The sequence below is a fragment of the Blautia sp. NSJ-175 genome (genome assembly GCF_022867815.1).
Taxonomy (GTDB): Bacteria; Bacillota; Clostridia; order Lachnospirales; family Lachnospiraceae; genus Blautia; species Blautia celeris.
On record NZ_JALIFQ010000034.1, the window covers coordinates 16,645 to 33,455 of the forward strand.

Below are 16,811 nucleotides of genomic sequence, written 5' to 3' on the forward strand. Positions count from 1 at the left end.
GCCGGATTTGCGCCGGCGCAAACGAAAGGAGTATAAGAAATGGATTTGGGAAAAAGGATTGATAAACTTAAAACAGATATAGATGAATGCATAAAAGAGGGATGCAAGAACGTCGAAATGGCGGACAATCCAAGAAAAGAAATAGAAATGTATTTCAAGCACATGAGATGGGCAGCCCCTGAATTGTCCGCGTACATTAAAAAACAAATGTTAATCATTCTCAATCTTGACGATTGAATGTTTATTAAACTCCTTTCTTCGATACTTGGCATTGGCGATGCCTGTAAGAAGATTATAGTACAGTATGAAAGTGTGAACAACCAGAAAGGAGAAGACCTATGAAATTATTTGGCAAAAAACAGACCAGGAACCGGGAACCCACAGCTAAAGAAGGACTTCAGATGCTTACCACCTGGCAGGAACGGTATTATGCCTGGGATGGGAAACTGTATGAGAGCGATATCGTTAGGGCCTGCATCCGGCCAAAAGTAAAGGCTATCGGGAAACTGGTGGGAAAGCATATCAGGGATGACCCAGCAGGGGGACTAAAAGTGAACCCGGACGCGCGGATCCGCTTCCTGCTGGAGGAGCCAAACCCTTACATGACCGGACAGATGCTGCAGGAGAAAGCAGCAAATCAGCTTTGCCTGAATAATAATGCGTTTATCCTGATCATACGGGATGAGAATGGGCTGCCGGTGCAGCTATACCCTGTTCCATGCGTGTACGCAGAGGCAGTATATGACGCCGGAGGGCATCTGTACTTAAAGTTCCAATACAGGAATGGAAAGTCAGGAACGTTTGCTTATGAGGATATCATCCACCTGCGGCAGGATTTTAACACAGACGATGTGTTTGGAGAAAGCCCGGCAAAGGCCATCTCACAGATGATGGATGTCATTGGGACGATTGACCAGGGGATCATAAAAGCAATCAAAAACAGTGGGATCATCCGGTGGCTGCTGAAATTTAACAGCTCCATGCGTCCGGAGGATATAAAAAAGAATGTAAAGTCTTTTGTGGACGATTACCTGGCGATTGAGAGTGAGACATTCGGTGCGGCAGGTGTGGATTCAAAAGCAGAAGCGGTCAGGATTGAGCCGAAGGATTATGTGCCAAATGCAGCACAGACGGATAGGACAATTGAACGGATCCAGTCCTTTTTTAACACAAACAAGAAGATTGTACAGTCAAATTATACAGAGGATGAATGGACAGCTTATTATGAGGCGGAGATAGAGCCGGTAGTGGTCCAGATGCATGGAACCTATACAGTAGGGTTGTTTACACGCAAAGAGAGAGGATTCGGAAATAAGATTGTGTTTGAAGCCAATAACCTGCAGTGTGCCAGCCTGACCACAAAGCTGGCTTTCCAGGCAATGGTAGACCGCGGCGCCATGACGCCGAATGAGTGGAGGGAGACTATGAACATGGCTCCGCTTGTAGGCGGTGACGAGCCTATCAGACGATTGGACACCCAGGTAGTAAATCTGGTTGAGACAGCTCTTAAAAACATGAACACAGAAAACTGCCATGCGACCGCAGATATCATAAAGGGTATCTTGGCAGTTGGGAAGGAGGGAGCAGATGGCGAGGATCGACATTAGGGGAGTGATCATCCCGAATGATTATAAGTGGTATTATGACTGGTTCGAGGAAGACAGCACATGCCCAAGGGATGTACAGAAGGTCATAGATGCATATCCAAATGAAATGCATGATATCTACATCAACTCTCCGGGAGGAGCGATTGACGTGGGATCAGAAATCTACACGATGCTGCGGGGCCATGCCGCCGGTATAAAAATCTATATCACCGGCCAGGCGTGTAGTGCGGCATCCGTGATCGCGGCAGCAGGTTACTGTGAGATGTCACCTACAGCATTGCTGATGGTGCATTGTGTGTCTTCCAGGGCGCGCGGGAACCACAGCGACATGGAGCATATGGCAGAAGTCCTGCGTACTGCAGACAGGGCACTGTGCACGGCCTACATGAATAAGACGGGCATGACCGAGCGGGAAGTCCTGGACATGATGGAGCATGAAACATGGCTGAATGCACAGCAGGCGCTGGAGAGGAAACTGATCGACAAGATCATGTTTGAGCAGCAGGAGCCTGAGTTGATGACCGCATCAATGTTCGCACTGCCATCAAAAGAACAGATGGAACGCGCAAGGACACTTGCTATGGCACCAGAGATGGAACGTGCCATGATGAACTTAAAACTTTTAGAATTGGAAGGAGCCGGAAAATGGGAAGAAAAGAGTATTTAGAAAAAAGACAGACTATGCTGAATGAGGCGAAGCAGCTCATCAACAGCGGAAAGATTGATGAGGGGAACAAAAAAATGGATGAGATCAAAGCTCTGGATGAGAGGTTTGAGGCGGAGGCTAAGGCAAATGCAGCACTGGAGGCTATGGAGCACGTGCCGCAGGGAATGAACCTGCAGAACCTCACCGATGCAGGGGCAGAAGGAAGGACTGCATCTGCGGGAACAGCCAGGGTAACAGAAGGGATTGTCATGAATGGACAGCGGCACACGGAGGAGAAGCTTGATTATTCTTCCGAGGCTTACAAAACTGCCTGGGCCAAAAGCATGATGGGAAAGCCGCTTTCTGCCGAGGAGGACGCAGCTTATAAGATGGTGAACGAGGCCTTCACCCATACTACGGGGAATACGGGCACGGTCATCCCAAAAGTAGTGACTGCAGGTATCTGGCAGGAGATCGGAGAGATCTATCCATATTGGAATGACATCAGTAAAACGTATGTGAACGGTATCCTGACCATGATCAAGGCTGACACATCCACGGATGCGAAATGGTATGATGAAGCAACCAAAACAGAGGATGGAAAAGAGACCTTTGAGACCCTGACCCTGAACGGCTGCGAGCTTTCCAGAGCGATCACGGTATCCTGGAAACTGAAAGAGATGGCTATGGATGAATTCCTGCCATATATCCAGAAACGCATGGCTGAAAAGATGGGAGCAGCGCTGGGTTATGGTTCCACGCATGGAAAAGGACAGCCTGGAAGCGGGGAAAGCTTTAAAGCAGAACCGCTGGGCATTGTAACGGCATTAGAAAAACAGGAAGATACTCCACAGATTTCAGAATATACGAAGGGCGCACTGGGATATACCGACATCATCACAACAAGGGCAAAAGTAAAGAGTGGGTATGCCGGTGGCCTGGCCGTATATGCTAACTCCAATACCATTTGGACAGAGATTGCCAATGTGAAGGATCAGAACGGACGGCCTATCCTGATCGCTGACGTAGCAAACGGCGGGGCATTTAAAATCCTAGGAATGTCGGTCAAAGAGGATGATTCCATGCTGGATGGTGAGATTCTGATGTCAAACGCATCCAGGGGATACACGGCAAATGTGAATAAGGAGATCAGTGTGACGCTGGAGGAGCATATCAAAGACCGTATTACAGATTACTGTGCATATGCGATTGTGGATGGCGCTATGGTAACATCAAAAGCGCATGCCCTGTTAAAATACAAAGCGGGGGAATAAAGCGCCGCACGGTGCCGGCAGCAAATAATAGTACCGTATACGATGATTCCTATACCGTAGTGCAGTTAAAGGAAGCTGCGAAGGAACAGGGGATCACTGGTTATGGCAGCATGAGCAAACAACAGCTCCTGGAGGTGTTGAACAATGAGTGATATGCATTTGATCGAAGAGCTGAAACGCTTCGTCCGAGCGAGATCGGCAGATGCAGAACTTGAACTGCAGGGGCTGGTAGAGGCCTGTAAAAAAGAAATGGAGATTGCTGGGATATACGGAGATGAAACAGATCCGTTGTACCGGCAGGCGATCCGCCTGTATTGCAAGTCTCATTATGGGTACGATGAAGATGCAGAACGGTTCCAGGCGGCATTTTGCTCTCTGCGTGATGCAATGGCCTTATCGGGTGATTATACAAAGGAGGCTGACAATGGAAGCAACGCTAATATGGAGCAATAAAACGAAGGATAAGGACGGCTTCCCAGTGGAAGAAGAGCACAGCGTGGATATCTATGTTGAGGAAAAATCAGCAACCAGGATGGAGTTTTATGAAGCCATGCGTGCAGGCGTTGAGGTGAAGTTGGTCCTTGAGACCAGGCAGGAGGATTTTGAACTTTCCGCTCATGAAGAGGATGAATCTAAGGCATATGCCAGGAAAGTACAATATGAGGGGTATATGTATGATATCGTCCGTACTTACAAGACAGGGAAAGCAAAGATCCAGATCATATGTGGGTGATGATATGAGCTTTCAGACAATGGGATTTGATGAACTGGAAAAGGAACTGATGGCGCTGGGGGATATTGCTGACGTAGCCCCTGCAATGCTGGAAGCGGCAGCGCCTATCCTCAAAGAGGAACTGCAGAGCCAGGTACAGCAGGCGGCTAATAAAGGATATGCCACTGGAGACTTGGCCCGGTCCATAAAAGCAAATAAACCAGGGGAAAATCATTTGGGGCACTATGTCTCTGTTACCGCAAAAGGTAAAGACAGAAAAGGTATCCGTAACAATGAAAAACTGGCATATCTGAATTATGGGACATCAAAGCAGAACGCAAGGCCGGTGATCAGCAAGGCTATGAAGAATTCGGAAAAGAAATGCTTGGATACCATGCAGGAAAAATTCAATGAGGTGACGGGATGAGCGTAAATGAGAGGATAGAACTTGCGCTGGCGCAAATAGTAAAGAACATCTGGCCATTGTGCTGCCCGAATGAACGTCCGCCCAAGGAATATATCGTTTACAATCCGGAACTGGAGGAGGCGGCAGTATTTGCAGATGATACGGACCAGGAATGGTTGCAGCATATGCAGGTACATCTCTACACCAAGAGCAATTATACCGAGAGGCGTCGGGAGATAAGAAAAGCCCTTCGGGAAGCAGGGGCTGTTGTGACAGACATAATTACATTACATGAAAAGGATAGTGGATATCACCATTTATGTTTTTCATGCATTTTTGAAGAAGATATGGAGGAATAAAACTATGGCATATATTGGATTAGCAAGGCCGACGATCGCGAAATTAACAGAACCGGCAAACACATATGCAGATCCGTTTACTTGTGGGAGAGCGATACAGATCGACATCACACCGCAGTTTGCGGATGGGTCATTGTACGCGGATGATATCAAGGCGGAATACGATAAGGAATTTAAATACGCGGACATCACGTTGAACACATCCACACTTCCCATCAAGGCCCATGAGATCATGTTCGGGCACACAACGGCAGAAGATTCTGTAATCTATAAGGCCAGCGACGAATCAAAGTATGTGGGATTCGGATTCCGTGTGGCTGAGAAGGTGGATGGGGTGAGAAAGTATACAGCATCATGGCTGTATAAGGTGAAATTCACAGAAGGCCAGGAAAGTTACAAGGTAAAAGGTGACAACATTGAGTATCAGACGCCCAGCATTACCGGGCAGGCAATGGCTTTGCCGGATGGAAAGTGGAAAGAGGTAAAGATATTCGATACCGAGGCAGAGGCAATCGCATGGCTGGACGAGAAAGGCGGAAAAACAAAGGAATAACTGTGAGAATCATGGAGGCATATATATGTTTGAAGAAATGAACACCATTGAACTATCAGGGGAAAAGTATCCCATCAAATGCGACCTTTTAGTGCTGGAGAAGATCCAGGACAAATACGGGACGATCGGGGAATTCGAGCAGAAGCTCATGACATGGGAACCAGATCTGGATGAGGATGGGAACAAGATCATAGATGATGATGGTAAAACGAAGTACCACGGTAAATTCCCGGATGCCGGAGCTGTCAATGATGCATTGACATGGATGGTGAACGAAGGGGAAGCGATCACAGCAGAAAAAGACGGCAGAGCGCCTGTCAAATATGAAAAAGAAGGGATCGTACGAAAGGTGGACATCCCGTTGACGGCACTTGCGGATGCGCTGCACGATGAATTTTACAGGTGTTTTGAGACAAAAAACGCAATGACCACGCAGAGGAAGAAGCAGACGGAGAAAGCGAACCTGTAGACTTTGCGTGGCTTGTGTTCATGGGAATGCAGATGGGATACACGGAAAAAGAGATCTCCCGCATGTATATGGGAAAGTGGTGCGACTTATTCCGGCACTTTAAGTGGTTCTGCAATTTTAAAGCCAGAAGGTGTGTATTTCAGGATAAAAAGAGAGTTTCAATGCTGGACTTATAGCCCTGCCAGGAGTATAATGATATCAAAGGAGGGACGCACTATGAGTAAACGGCAGAAAGAATTTATAAAAGCTTTATTGAGCCTTGTTTTCTGGCTCGCAGTTGCATATCTCATCGTTGTAGAACCGGCGTTTGGTATAGTTGGGGCAATCATAGGGCTGGCATCCCTTGTGTGGGGGAAGATAAAAAATAAGCCTATCGTAACATTTAAGATTAGAAAATAATAGAGATATAAGCCACTTGCTTCGGCAGGTGGCTTTTTTGTGGGAAAAATCCGGGAGGTGAGCATTTGGCAATTAAAAAGATAGGTGCGCTGATCGCGTTGGATGGCGAGAAAGAATTTAAGCAGAACGTCACGAACTGCAATAAATCCTTGTCAGCCCTAAAGTCAGAGCTGGGTCTGGTCCAGGCTCAATATGAAGGCCAGGAGAACTCCCTGGAGGCCCTCCAGAAGAAGCATGAAGTGCTATCCAAGTCTCTTGATGAGCAGAAGAGTAAAGAAGAAGCTGTCAGAAAAGGCCTGGAACATGCCCGTGAGAGCTACGAAAAAGTCGGGATCGGCCTTGCGAACCTGAATAAGCAGCAGGAAACCCATAGCAAAAAACTGGAGGACCTGAAGCAAGATTACGAAAAGGCCACAGACCGTCTGGATAAGATGACAAAATCCGGAAACTCATCGGAACAGGCCATAAAGAAACAGAAGGCGGTGGTACAATCTCTTTCCGATGAGCTGAAGAAAGAAGAGACAGCCTTAGGGGAAGTCAGTACGGCAATCGCAAAAGGTGAAAAGAATTATCAAACCGCAGGGAACCGCGTAAAGGACTGGGAGACGAAGCTGAATACAGCAGAGGCCCAGGTCATAAAGGCATCGTCAGCAGTAAATAAAAATGCTGCATATCTGAAAGAAGCCGCGCAGTCTACAGATCAGTGTGCAAAATCCATTAATGAATTTGGCAAAGAAGTAAAAGAGGCCGAGAAAGTCACAATAGATTTCTCAACTGTCCTTAAATCTAATCTGGCAAACTCTCTGGTGAATTTGGGGAAGGATGCCGTTGTCAATGCGGTCAAATCAGTAACAAGCCTTGAAACTGCACAGAGGCAGCTACAGGCAAGCACCGGAGCCACTGCAGGGGAGATGCAGCAATACAAGTCTGTCATGGAGGATCTGCATAACAACAATTATGGTGATGATATCAATGATGTTGCACAGTCAATGGCCCTTGTCAAGCAGTATACAGGTGAGCTGGATCCCAGTAAACTGGAAAGTATGACTGAAAATGGCATTGCCATGCGTGATGTCTTTGACATGGATTTATCAGAAACTATCCGTGGTGTAGATGCTCTTGTAAAAAACATGGGATTGACATCCGATGAAGCCTTTGACCTGATGGCAAAAGGCGCCCAGAATGGCCTGGATAAATCAGGAGAGTTGTCGGACAATATCGCAGAGTACAGTCAGCTCTGGGGACAGGCAGGGTTTTCTGCACAGGAGATGTTTGCCATCCTGGACAATGGCCTGGATTCAGGGGCGTATAACTTGGATAAAGTAAATGACTTCGTGAAGGAGTTTACTATTTCCTTGGCAGATGGACGTATCGAAGAAAATCTGAATTCTTTTTCAAGTGGTACGCAATCTTTGTTCTATCAATGGAAGAGCGGCAAGGCGACTGCGAAAGATGTTTTTTATTCTGTGATTCAGGACCTAAACAGTGCTACGAACCAGCAAGAAGCCCTTACACTTGCAAGCAATACATGGTCTGCGCTGGGAGAAGATAATGCTATGAAGGTGATCGCTTCCTTGGCGGAGACGAACACTGCTTATGATAATGTAAAAGGGACAATGGAGAGCATCAAGGATATCAAATACGATTCTCTCGAATCTCGATTCACGCAGTTGGGAAAGAAATTCCAAACCCAGGTGGGAGTTCCAATCGCCGAGAAAGCCCTGCCTGAGATTGAGGAAGGCTTGGATGCGGTCATAGAGAGCATGGATAGTCTGGTACCAGCCATAGGCGGTGTGATAGCCAGTGTTGGCACATTTAAGGCAACAATGAAACTGGCTACAGTGGCCCAGTCTCTTTTTAATACTACTGTAAGTGCGACGCCAATTGCGCTAATGGTAACGGCGGTGGCCGGCGCAGCAACCGCAATAGGTGTTTACGCAGAGAGCGCAGGAGAGGCGTCAGAAGAGGTCCGATTACTGGCAGAACGCAATCAACAGCTTTATGATTCGGCAAATGAGGTATCTCAATCTGCACAGGATCTCGTAGAATCCTATTCTAACAATACAGCGGAGATGGAAGCTCAGAGTAAATATGCTCAGATACTGAAGGAAAAAATTGAGAACCTTGCTGAAACAAAAGGTAATGACAATGAAAAAACTGAGGTGATGAGGCAATATATTGCTGAATTAAATCAGTTGGTACCGGGGCTTAACCTTGCCTATGATGAGCAGACGGATTCTCTGACAAAAAACAGTGATGCTATACAGGAATACCTGGATAATAAGCAGAAGGAGATAGAACTACAAGCTGAAGAGGAACATGCGCTTGAACTCATAAAAAAACGCTCTGAGCTAAAGATGGAGGCAATAAAGCTCGAGGAAGAAGAACAAGGAATAAAGGCGGAACTTGGAACTCTTCTTGAGGGTGAAAATGAGTGGTATTTAAAGAATTGCCGCAGCGTGTTAACTTTGGTAGATGGTAAAAATGAAGAGCGGAGGAGTTATGATGCCCTTACTGAGGCACAGGAAAAGAATTCTGAAGCACTAGATAAAAACAAATCTTCACAGGAATTGATCGAGGCCGATATCAAGGAAACACAGGACCGTTTGAAAGAACTTGGCAGTAGTTGGGAAGAAGCAACGGCTACACAAGATGAAAATACAGAATCCACAAATGCCAACGCTGACGCTCAACAGGCGGCGGCAGATGCGAATAGAGCCGCTTCAGAGACTATTGTTGAATCGTATTTAAATGCGCAGGAAACAATTTTAGGCGTTATAGATAGTCAAATGGATATGTTTAATCAGTTCAGCGGTACCATCATTGAAACGCAAGAGGGCCTTGACGAAATGACGCAAAATGTTCTCGAGAACATGCAGTCACAAGTTGATGGAGTGGGCTTTTGGGCAGACAATATGACTTCACTTGCGGAAAGAGGAGTTGACCAGGGTATCCTGCAGAAATTGGCGGAGATGGGGCCTGAAGGTGTTCAATATGTGCAGGCATTTGCGAATATGTCGAATGATGAACTGGATCGCGCCACAGAACTTTGGCAAGAATCACTTAACATGAAAGAAGGCGTTCAGGCAAGCGTCGAGAATATGCTTGACGAATATACAATGGCGTTGAATGGTGGCAAAGATCAGGTTACAGAAACTATGAATGGCATTGGTGTCGATATTTCAACTGGACTTGGTAATGGTATTCGTTCAGCTATTGAGCAGGGTACGATTGCTGTTGATGAGATGGGGAAAGCTACGATTGTGCAGGCAAAAGATACATATGGTATTCAATCACCATCAAAAGTATTTGCTGAAATAGGGCAGTTTGTTACTGCAGGTTTAGCAGAAGGTATCACTGGGAATGAACTGCAGGCTGTCATGGCAATACAGATGCTGTCACAACAGATTGTAAATATTGCCCAGAGCACATTAAACTCTGCTGATTTTACCAATGTAGGCAATACAGTAGTTGATGGGATAAGAACAGGCGTGGAGCATGGTTCGCCCGCAGTATTGGCACGTGTCTCATCTCTTTGTGACGATATGGTATCGAAGACAGAGGAAACGCTCACATATGCTAATTTTTATGTACCGGGCAATGTAGCAGTGCGAGGCCTGGAGGCGGGTATTGCGGCAGGAGAAGATTCAGTGGGGCGTGCGGCAGAATCCGTTGTCTCAGCCATAACAGATGAAGCCAGCAATCTAAACACTTGGACGTTATACATGGACGGCTACAATACGTCCGTCGGTCTGGCAAACGGTATCTCCGCGGGAGAATCTGAGGTGATCAATGCGGTAGCTCAGATGTGTGCGGATGCAGTAGCAGAGGCAGAATACAGGCTAGATATTAATTCCCCTTCCAAAGTTTTTAAAAGATTGGGTGAATATACCGCCGAAGGGTTTGGAATCGGATACGAAGATAAAATGGATGATGTACGGGCCACAATCGCGGAGAGCATGGAAGTGCCAAACCTGACAGGAAGAAGCGCTGCTGGAACCAATGCTGTATACGGAAATTCCGGTGACGCAGAAGCATTTGAGCTGTTCAAAGAGTATCTGCCATATCTAAGGGAGATAGCAGCAAAGGACACGGCTTTGTACCCATCCAGACGGCAGTTTGAAAAAGATGTTACGCAAATTGTGAACAGCGGTACAACAAGAAAGACAACGATGAAATCAGCAGCAAGGGGGTATTGATACGTTTTATGTGGAATTGAATGAGGTAACCAGCGACTCAATCGGGCTGCTGGTAAAAGAAAGACCTGCGCCCCCTGCGCCGGAACCAGATCATGATGCAATAAAACTGCCAGGCAGGGATGGCACCCTTTACCGTAGAAAAGATACTGTGCCAGATATCCCGGTAACTTTCACATTCGGTTTTAAAGCAAAAAAAGATTTGTGGATGGAACAATATCGCATCGTAAAAGAATGGTTGTATGATGGTATAGGCGGCAGACTTGTATTAAGCGACGACCCAGAATATTTCTACCAGGTCAAACACCTTAAAATTAAATCTACAGATAGATTTATAAGGACAATGGGACAGATATCGGTTGAATTTATATGCTCGGGCTATCAATACCTATTAGAAGGGACAGCAGAAATGGATATTGACCAGGTATTATATAACCGCTACTTCCTGTCCCATCCAGTCTATAAAATTACCGGAGAAGGAGTGTGTACACTTACTGTCAACGGGAAGACAATGGTGGCGAATGTGGGGCAGAATTTGACCATAGATACGGAAAGGAAGCTATCATATAGGCTTGATGACACAGTCATGAATACCTCTGTGACAGGTAATTATGATGACCTGTATTTGCTTAAAGGGAAAAACAGCATAACCATAACAAACGGATTTGAATTGAAGATAATCCCCAATTGGAGGTGCCGATAATGATACAGATATATCTGCCAGACAATACAGACTATGAGCATAACGGGGATGCGGTTCTGGAACCGATCTTATGCGAATGCGAAATGGTACTCAATGAAGCATGGCATCTTGAATTGGAGCATCCGATAGACGAAGATGAAAAATTTAAAATGATCATAAAAGAAGCTGTTATCTCCGCGCCAACACCAATGGGGGAGAGGCAGCTTTTTCGTATTTACGAAACACAAAAGGATGATGAAACAGTAACGGCTTATGCACTTCCTGTTTTCTTTGATTCCAAGGATGATCATATTTTATTAGATGTCAGGCCGACTGGTAAGAGCGGACAGCAAGCACTTGATATCATGTGCGCTAAAAGTAAATATAGCGGAACATCAGATATAACGACTGGTTCCACAGCGTATTACGTGCGTAGGAATTTAATGGAGGCAATCAATGGAGACATTGACCAGTCTTTTATAAACCGTTGGGGTGGGGAAATCCTCTATGACAATTACCAGGTGATCATTAATCAGCATGTCGGCGGAGATTATGGTGTCCGGGCGGAATTCGGTTACAACCTGGAAGGGATAGAAGAACATGTAGACATGAGCGAGGTTGTTACCAGGATCATCCCGGTTGCATACAACGGATACACACTTGAGGGAGATTCGCCGTGGGTAGATTCTCCTCGTATTAATAAGTACGCAAAGATATATACTAAGGAACTCTCTTTTGATGACGTAAAGATGTTAGAAGACGCAAGCGAGGACGAGGAAGGGTGTCTGACACTGGAGGAATTGCGGCGTAAATTAATTACAAAGTGTAATGAACAGTTCAAACTTGGTATAGACCTGCCGAAAATCTCTTATGACGTAAATATGGTATCTCTGGAAGGAACAGAGGAATATAAGGGGTATGAAATCCTGGAAAAAGTAGGGCTGGGAGATACAGTACATTGTAGGCATAGGGAACTTGACATAGAGACAAATGCAAGGGCAATCTCAATCAAATACGATTGTATTGATAAAAGAAATTTAGAGATTGTTCTTGGGGACTATCAAAAAAGTGCTTTTGACTCTGATTTTGAGCTGCAGAAGGCAATTGAAGCTGTCCTCGATAGCAAGTCAAAAACGGTAATGGCAGAGAGGGTACGGGGCATCCTGGACGCAGTAAATACTCAACTTCGGCTGCAGAGCACTGTTGCAAAAAAAGTAAATGGAAGAGCCTTTGAAATATCCGACCTGGACCCAGAATCGGAATTATACGGCTGTATGATATTCGGCAGCCAGGGCTTACAGATCGCCACGGAGCGCACCGCGGACGGGAGGGACTGGAATTGGCGTACAGCGATAACGGCAAAAGGAGTCGTTGCAGATGCTATCATATCCGGTTTACTGTCGGATAAGACAGGCCGGAACTATTGGAACCTTGATACTGGAGAGTTTAGACTTTCTTCCGAAGCTTTTCTCGTAGATGATGATAATATAGAGGAATATGTCAATAAAAAGCTTGAGACTGTGCGAAACATAACGATGATACTCGGAAACGAATATCAGGGCATTCCAACGGACTATCAGGGAAACTATGCAGATTTCCCGATTGTCCAAACAACTGTCCAGGTATTATACGGGCAGATTGATGTAACTGCATCATGCCAATACACAATACAGCGATCAGAAGGAGTAACAGGCTCCTGGGATAACACCACAAAGGTGTATACGGTGACAGACCTAACGGCGGACACCGGATGGGTGGATATCACAGCGGCGTATCTGGGGTTGTTTACCGTCACGAAACGGTTCAATATAGCAAAACAGAAGAATGGAGAACCGGGAGCACAAGGGATCCCGGGGAAAGACGGTGGTAATGGCACGGATGGAAGAACAAGCTACTTCCATGTGATGTATGCTCCAAATGACAAACCTACATCGTCACAGATGTCGAAGGAACCAAATTCGTATATTGGAACATATGTTGATTTTATAGAAACAGATTCCAGGGACCCGTTAGCATATAGCTGGGTGAAGATAGAGGGTGCTGACGGAAAAGATGGCACAAACGGAATTCCGGGCACAAACGGCATTGACGGGAAGACTTCATACATCCATATGAAATATTCTGACGACGGAAGCACGTTTACTGCCGATAATGGAGAAACGCCAGGAAAATGGATAGGGCAGTATGTAGATTTCGTCCAGGCTGATAGTACGGTGTTTTCTGATTATGTATGGACTAAAATACAAGGTCCCCAGGGCATTCAGGGCCTGAAAGGAGCAGATGGAAAACAGTATTACACATGGCTGAAATACGCAGATACCCCAACAAGCGGCATGAGCGATGACCCGACAGATAAAGCATATATTGGTCTTGCTTATAATAAAGAGTCTGCGACAGAGAGCGGCAATTACTCTGACTACACATGGTCGAAAATAAAAGGTGAAAAAGGTGATACCGGAGTCGCAGGGCAAAATGGTGCGGATGGAAAGCAGTTATATACATGGGTAAAATATGCAACCTCTGCATCTGGCACAAATATGTCAGATGACCCATCAGGGAAAACCTATATAGGATTGGCTTATAACAAAACCACAGCAGCAGAAAGCACGGATGCGTCAGATTATACCTGGTCTCTTATCAAGGGGGATAAAGGAGATACAGGAGCTGCCGGCCGCACATATTTTATGGAGGCATCCACCTTGGTAGCAAAACGCAGCCAGGATAATTCGATTGCACCAAACTACATTACTCTGAGCGCCTATTACCGCGACGGGACCGGCACAGCCAGAACAGGATATGCGGGACGGTTTAAGATTGAAGAATCGTTGGATGGAGCAACATGGACAACTGTATATACATCCAGTGCGGATGAACCCAGTATCACTCACAGCCTGTATTCTGCCCTTGCAACTTCTGCAGGAGGGGTAATATCTACAGCAAGTGGAAAAGCCATTGGGATCCCAAGGGATGTTGTAGCTCTGCGTTGCACTTTATACGCCGCAGGCGGCACAACACAGATGCTGGATATGCAGAGCATTGCAGTTGTGGTCGATGTGGATGCACTGACGCACGAGGATATCTTTAGCCTGCTCACAAAAAATGGGGCATTGCAGGGGATTTATATGTCCGGCGGCCAGCTGTACATTAATGGAACGTACATGCGGATCGGTAAAATTGCATCGAAAAATGGTAGGGTTTATTTTGACTTGGACAATAACGTACTGGCCTGCAGTAAGATGGTAAGCGCAGACACAGGGCAGAGCATACAGACAGTTGCGGATGTAGGATATCCAGCAGGGACTTCTTCGTCGAGTGGTTCGAGGTTAAGAGTATATCCACAGGGATATGAAGGTTCTGCGATCCAGATACATGCAGATACATCAAATAAGGGATATATAGAGGGGCCTTCAGAAAGAATGGATATAAAATGCGCAGATACAAAAACTGTTATAAATATGTATCCTACATACATGAAGCTTTCGGCTTATCCGGAGCCAGGATCGAGTTCGGCAAAGTATGCCCAGATTGGATTATACTCAACCGGAAGCAGTTATGACACAGGACACGTTGAGATCAAACCGCGTCTGGATGTAAAAGGCCAACTAAAAGTCACAGGTACCTTTACCGCATCAGGAACAAAAAGCAGGATCGTGGAAACAGAAAATTATTCACGCAGGCTGCAATACTGCTATGAGATGGCGACCCCGATGTTTGGAGATTTGGGCGAGGGAGTAACAGATGAAAATGGGGAGTGCTGTGTTTCTTTGGACGATGTGTTTGCGGAGACCGTGTCAACAGGCATTGAGTACCAGGTGTTTTTGCAAAAAGAAGGACCAGGAGATATTTGGGTAGGAGAGAAGCATCCATCCTATTTTATTGCCCGTGGTACAGAAAACCTAAAATTTGCCTGGGAGATCAAGGTGAAACAAAAAGATTTTGAATGCATGCGTCTGGAGAATGCTGACTTTGAAGAAGAAAATGTAGAAGCAATTTTCGATGTTTATGAGGAAGAATACGCTGCGGAAGTTACACAAATAATCGAAGAACAGGAGGGCTTGCTTTATGAAACGACTTAGTAGTTTTATGGTCATGAACATTGAGGGGAGTGATAGGATATCCTACACTTACAACGAGGTAGATAAAGACACTGGAGAACCCATCAGTGATAACAATAAGAAAAGCTTTTACGCCGTAGACCAAACTTTATCGGAGCATATCAATGCGATCCGGGAATATATCCAGAAAAACAAACTGGGAGCTGATTGATATGGAAGTAAATACACCAATGACACCTGAAATGGAACTCGAAGAAGCAACTGCGTTAGCGGATGACGATTATATAAGGACTCTGAGTAAGGATTCAGAAAAAATAAAGTGGTCTGTGATAAAGGAACTGATAAAAGATGAGCTGGGAGGTTTTACGATCCAAGGGGGCAGGGTGAGTATTGTTCCGGTAGCCAACAAACCCACAATGGCGCATGTGGATTTTCCGAAACCATTTAAAAGCCAGCCATATGTCACAGTCACTCCGATTACGTCCGCCCCTGGCACAAGCGTTCTGGGCGTTGGCACCTCTAATAATACAAAAAATGGGTTTGACGCTTACGTGACAAGGACGAATACAACAGAAACAACATTGGTATGGATTGCTATAGGCACTTAACGTGGACGCAAATATTTTGGGAGGTAATACATGAAAGCGGTAAAAAAGATTGAAATTAGTGTCCTGCATAAAAGGATCACTCCTATCGTTTATGCAATGCAGGGAGACACTGGAAGGGAAATAGAGTGTACAGTAATTGATTGGGAAATACCAGAAGGTGTATCAGCACGCGTATGGGTGGTTAAGCCGTCAAAAAAGGTTGTGTATAATGACTGTCGGATTGTGGATAAAGCTGTATTCGTACCTTTAACTAATCAGACACTTGCGGAGTTTGGAAGTGCTATATGTATGATAGAGTTTGTGAGTGGTGAGGATGTAGTATCCTCATTTTCTTTTAATCTCTATGTATATAAAAGTGTAAGCGGTGATGGAATACCCAGTGAAAATGAATCAACGGTACTGGAAGGAATGTTTGAGGAACTGGCTCAGGATGCAATCAAAACGCTTGAAGCAGCAAAAGCAGAAGCAGCGGCGGCTAAGAAATCAGCCCAGAACGCTGAGAAGATAAAGAACGATTTTACGTTGACCGCACAGCAAGCCGTAGCCGACGTAAACAACGCAGGTCAATCACAGACACAGCGCGTAAATGAGGCCGGAGACACCCAGGTATCCCGCATCCAGGCGGAGGGCACCACCCAGGTAAAGAACGTTCAAGCAGCCGCAGCAGAGGCAGCCGAAAATATAGAGACGATTGGAAAAGCCCAGGTTGATGCCATCAAAGAGGCGGGTGGCGGCATTGAGCAGGCTCTCTCCAATTATTTTGCCCTACGCAGAAATGGGCTGGTGTTTACCACAAAGATTTACAAATACGCAACCTCAACCAGTCCGGTGGGCGTGAAGATGAA

Annotated in this window: 18 protein-coding genes; all 18 read left to right on the forward strand. The window is 45.8% G+C overall.

Going from position 1 to position 16,811, the window contains the following annotated elements:
* Positions 1-39: 39 nt before the first annotated feature.
* The gene (locus MUB35_RS28430; protein WP_244807246.1) at positions 40-237 is read left to right on the forward strand and encodes a hypothetical protein; all 198 of its coding nucleotides are present in this window, start codon (positions 40-42) and stop codon (positions 235-237) included.
* Positions 238-338: 101 nt separating this feature from the next.
* Positions 339-1,607: a phage portal protein gene (locus MUB35_RS28435; RefSeq protein WP_244807247.1), complete on the forward strand. Its 1,269-nt coding sequence runs from the start codon at positions 339-341 to the stop codon at positions 1,605-1,607.
* A complete protein-coding gene (locus MUB35_RS28440) occupies positions 1,588-2,274 on the forward strand; it encodes a head maturation protease, ClpP-related (protein ID WP_244807248.1) in 687 nt (228 codons plus the stop codon). Before MUB35_RS28435 ends, MUB35_RS28440 begins: the two co-directional genes overlap by 20 nt.
* A complete protein-coding gene (locus MUB35_RS28445; protein ID WP_244807249.1) occupies positions 2,253-3,527 on the forward strand; it encodes a phage major capsid protein in 1,275 nt (424 codons plus the stop codon). The genes MUB35_RS28440 and MUB35_RS28445 overlap by 22 nt, the downstream gene beginning before the upstream one ends.
* 11 nt (positions 3,528-3,538) lie before the next feature.
* On the forward strand, positions 3,539-3,679 hold the full coding sequence (locus MUB35_RS30740; RefSeq protein ID WP_187370718.1) for a Rho termination factor N-terminal domain-containing protein: 141 nt from the start codon (positions 3,539-3,541) through the stop codon (positions 3,677-3,679).
* A complete protein-coding gene (locus MUB35_RS28455) occupies positions 3,672-3,980 on the forward strand; it encodes a hypothetical protein (protein WP_244807250.1) in 309 nt (102 codons plus the stop codon). Before MUB35_RS30740 ends, MUB35_RS28455 begins: the two co-directional genes overlap by 8 nt.
* Positions 3,952-4,260 (forward strand): hypothetical protein, encoded by a 309-nt coding sequence (locus MUB35_RS28460; RefSeq protein WP_244807251.1) that lies wholly within the window; start codon positions 3,952-3,954, stop codon positions 4,258-4,260. The genes MUB35_RS28455 and MUB35_RS28460 overlap by 29 nt, the downstream gene beginning before the upstream one ends.
* A gap of 4 nt (positions 4,261-4,264) precedes the next feature.
* The gene (locus MUB35_RS28465; protein WP_244807252.1) at positions 4,265-4,666 is read left to right on the forward strand and encodes an HK97-gp10 family putative phage morphogenesis protein; all 402 of its coding nucleotides are present in this window, start codon (positions 4,265-4,267) and stop codon (positions 4,664-4,666) included.
* Positions 4,663-5,004 (forward strand): hypothetical protein, encoded by a 342-nt coding sequence (locus tag MUB35_RS28470; protein WP_244807253.1) that lies wholly within the window; start codon positions 4,663-4,665, stop codon positions 5,002-5,004. The genes MUB35_RS28465 and MUB35_RS28470 overlap by 4 nt, the downstream gene beginning before the upstream one ends.
* Positions 5,005-5,008: 4 nt before the next feature.
* Positions 5,009-5,557, forward strand: a complete 549-nt coding sequence (locus MUB35_RS28475) for a major tail protein (RefSeq protein ID WP_244807254.1) — start codon at positions 5,009-5,011, stop codon at positions 5,555-5,557.
* A gap of 25 nt (positions 5,558-5,582) precedes the next feature.
* Positions 5,583-6,026, forward strand: a complete 444-nt coding sequence (locus MUB35_RS28480; protein ID WP_244807255.1) for a hypothetical protein — start codon at positions 5,583-5,585, stop codon at positions 6,024-6,026.
* A gap of 216 nt (positions 6,027-6,242) precedes the next feature.
* Positions 6,243-6,425, forward strand: a complete 183-nt coding sequence (locus MUB35_RS28485) for a hypothetical protein (protein WP_244807256.1) — start codon at positions 6,243-6,245, stop codon at positions 6,423-6,425.
* 65 nt (positions 6,426-6,490) lie between these two features.
* A complete protein-coding gene (locus MUB35_RS28490) occupies positions 6,491-10,624 on the forward strand; it encodes a phage tail tape measure protein (RefSeq protein WP_244807257.1) in 4,134 nt (1,377 codons plus the stop codon).
* 10 nt (positions 10,625-10,634) lie between these two features.
* Positions 10,635-11,324 (forward strand): distal tail protein Dit, encoded by a 690-nt coding sequence (locus MUB35_RS28495; protein WP_244807258.1) that lies wholly within the window; start codon positions 10,635-10,637, stop codon positions 11,322-11,324.
* On the forward strand, positions 11,324-15,379 hold the full coding sequence (locus tag MUB35_RS28500; RefSeq protein WP_244807259.1) for a phage tail spike protein: 4,056 nt from the start codon (positions 11,324-11,326) through the stop codon (positions 15,377-15,379). The genes MUB35_RS28495 and MUB35_RS28500 overlap by 1 nt, the downstream gene beginning before the upstream one ends.
* Positions 15,366-15,569: a hypothetical protein gene (locus tag MUB35_RS28505; RefSeq protein ID WP_244807260.1), complete on the forward strand. Its 204-nt coding sequence runs from the start codon at positions 15,366-15,368 to the stop codon at positions 15,567-15,569. Before MUB35_RS28500 ends, MUB35_RS28505 begins: the two co-directional genes overlap by 14 nt.
* Before the next feature lies 1 nt (position 15,570).
* Positions 15,571-15,966, forward strand: coding sequence for a gp53-like domain-containing protein (locus MUB35_RS28510; protein WP_244807261.1), 396 nt, complete (start codon positions 15,571-15,573; stop codon positions 15,964-15,966).
* A gap of 30 nt (positions 15,967-15,996) precedes the next feature.
* Positions 15,997-16,811 (forward strand): hypothetical protein (locus tag MUB35_RS28515; protein ID WP_244807262.1); only part of this gene is annotated, 815 nt, incomplete at its 3' end.

Coding starts and splice junctions, on each gene's coding strand:
- MUB35_RS28475 (WP_244807254.1), top strand. CDS start 5,009: ATGGCATATATTGGATTAGCAAGGCCGACGATCGCGAAATTAACAGAA.
- MUB35_RS28505 (WP_244807260.1), top strand. CDS start 15,366: ATGAAACGACTTAGTAGTTTTATGGTCATGAACATTGAGGGGAGTGAT.
- MUB35_RS28470 (WP_244807253.1), top strand. CDS start 4,663: ATGAGCGTAAATGAGAGGATAGAACTTGCGCTGGCGCAAATAGTAAAG.
- MUB35_RS28430 (WP_244807246.1), top strand. CDS start 40: ATGGATTTGGGAAAAAGGATTGATAAACTTAAAACAGATATAGATGAA.
- MUB35_RS28445 (WP_244807249.1), top strand. CDS start 2,253: ATGGGAAGAAAAGAGTATTTAGAAAAAAGACAGACTATGCTGAATGAG.
- MUB35_RS28440 (WP_244807248.1), top strand. CDS start 1,588: ATGGCGAGGATCGACATTAGGGGAGTGATCATCCCGAATGATTATAAG.
- MUB35_RS28460 (WP_244807251.1), top strand. CDS start 3,952: ATGGAAGCAACGCTAATATGGAGCAATAAAACGAAGGATAAGGACGGC.
- MUB35_RS28465 (WP_244807252.1), top strand. CDS start 4,265: ATGAGCTTTCAGACAATGGGATTTGATGAACTGGAAAAGGAACTGATG.
- MUB35_RS28500 (WP_244807259.1), top strand. CDS start 11,324: ATGATACAGATATATCTGCCAGACAATACAGACTATGAGCATAACGGG.
- MUB35_RS28510 (WP_244807261.1), top strand. CDS start 15,571: ATGGAAGTAAATACACCAATGACACCTGAAATGGAACTCGAAGAAGCA.
- MUB35_RS28435 (WP_244807247.1), top strand. CDS start 339: ATGAAATTATTTGGCAAAAAACAGACCAGGAACCGGGAACCCACAGCT.
- MUB35_RS28485 (WP_244807256.1), top strand. CDS start 6,243: ATGAGTAAACGGCAGAAAGAATTTATAAAAGCTTTATTGAGCCTTGTT.
- MUB35_RS28455 (WP_244807250.1), top strand. CDS start 3,672: ATGAGTGATATGCATTTGATCGAAGAGCTGAAACGCTTCGTCCGAGCG.
- MUB35_RS28480 (WP_244807255.1), top strand. CDS start 5,583: ATGTTTGAAGAAATGAACACCATTGAACTATCAGGGGAAAAGTATCCC.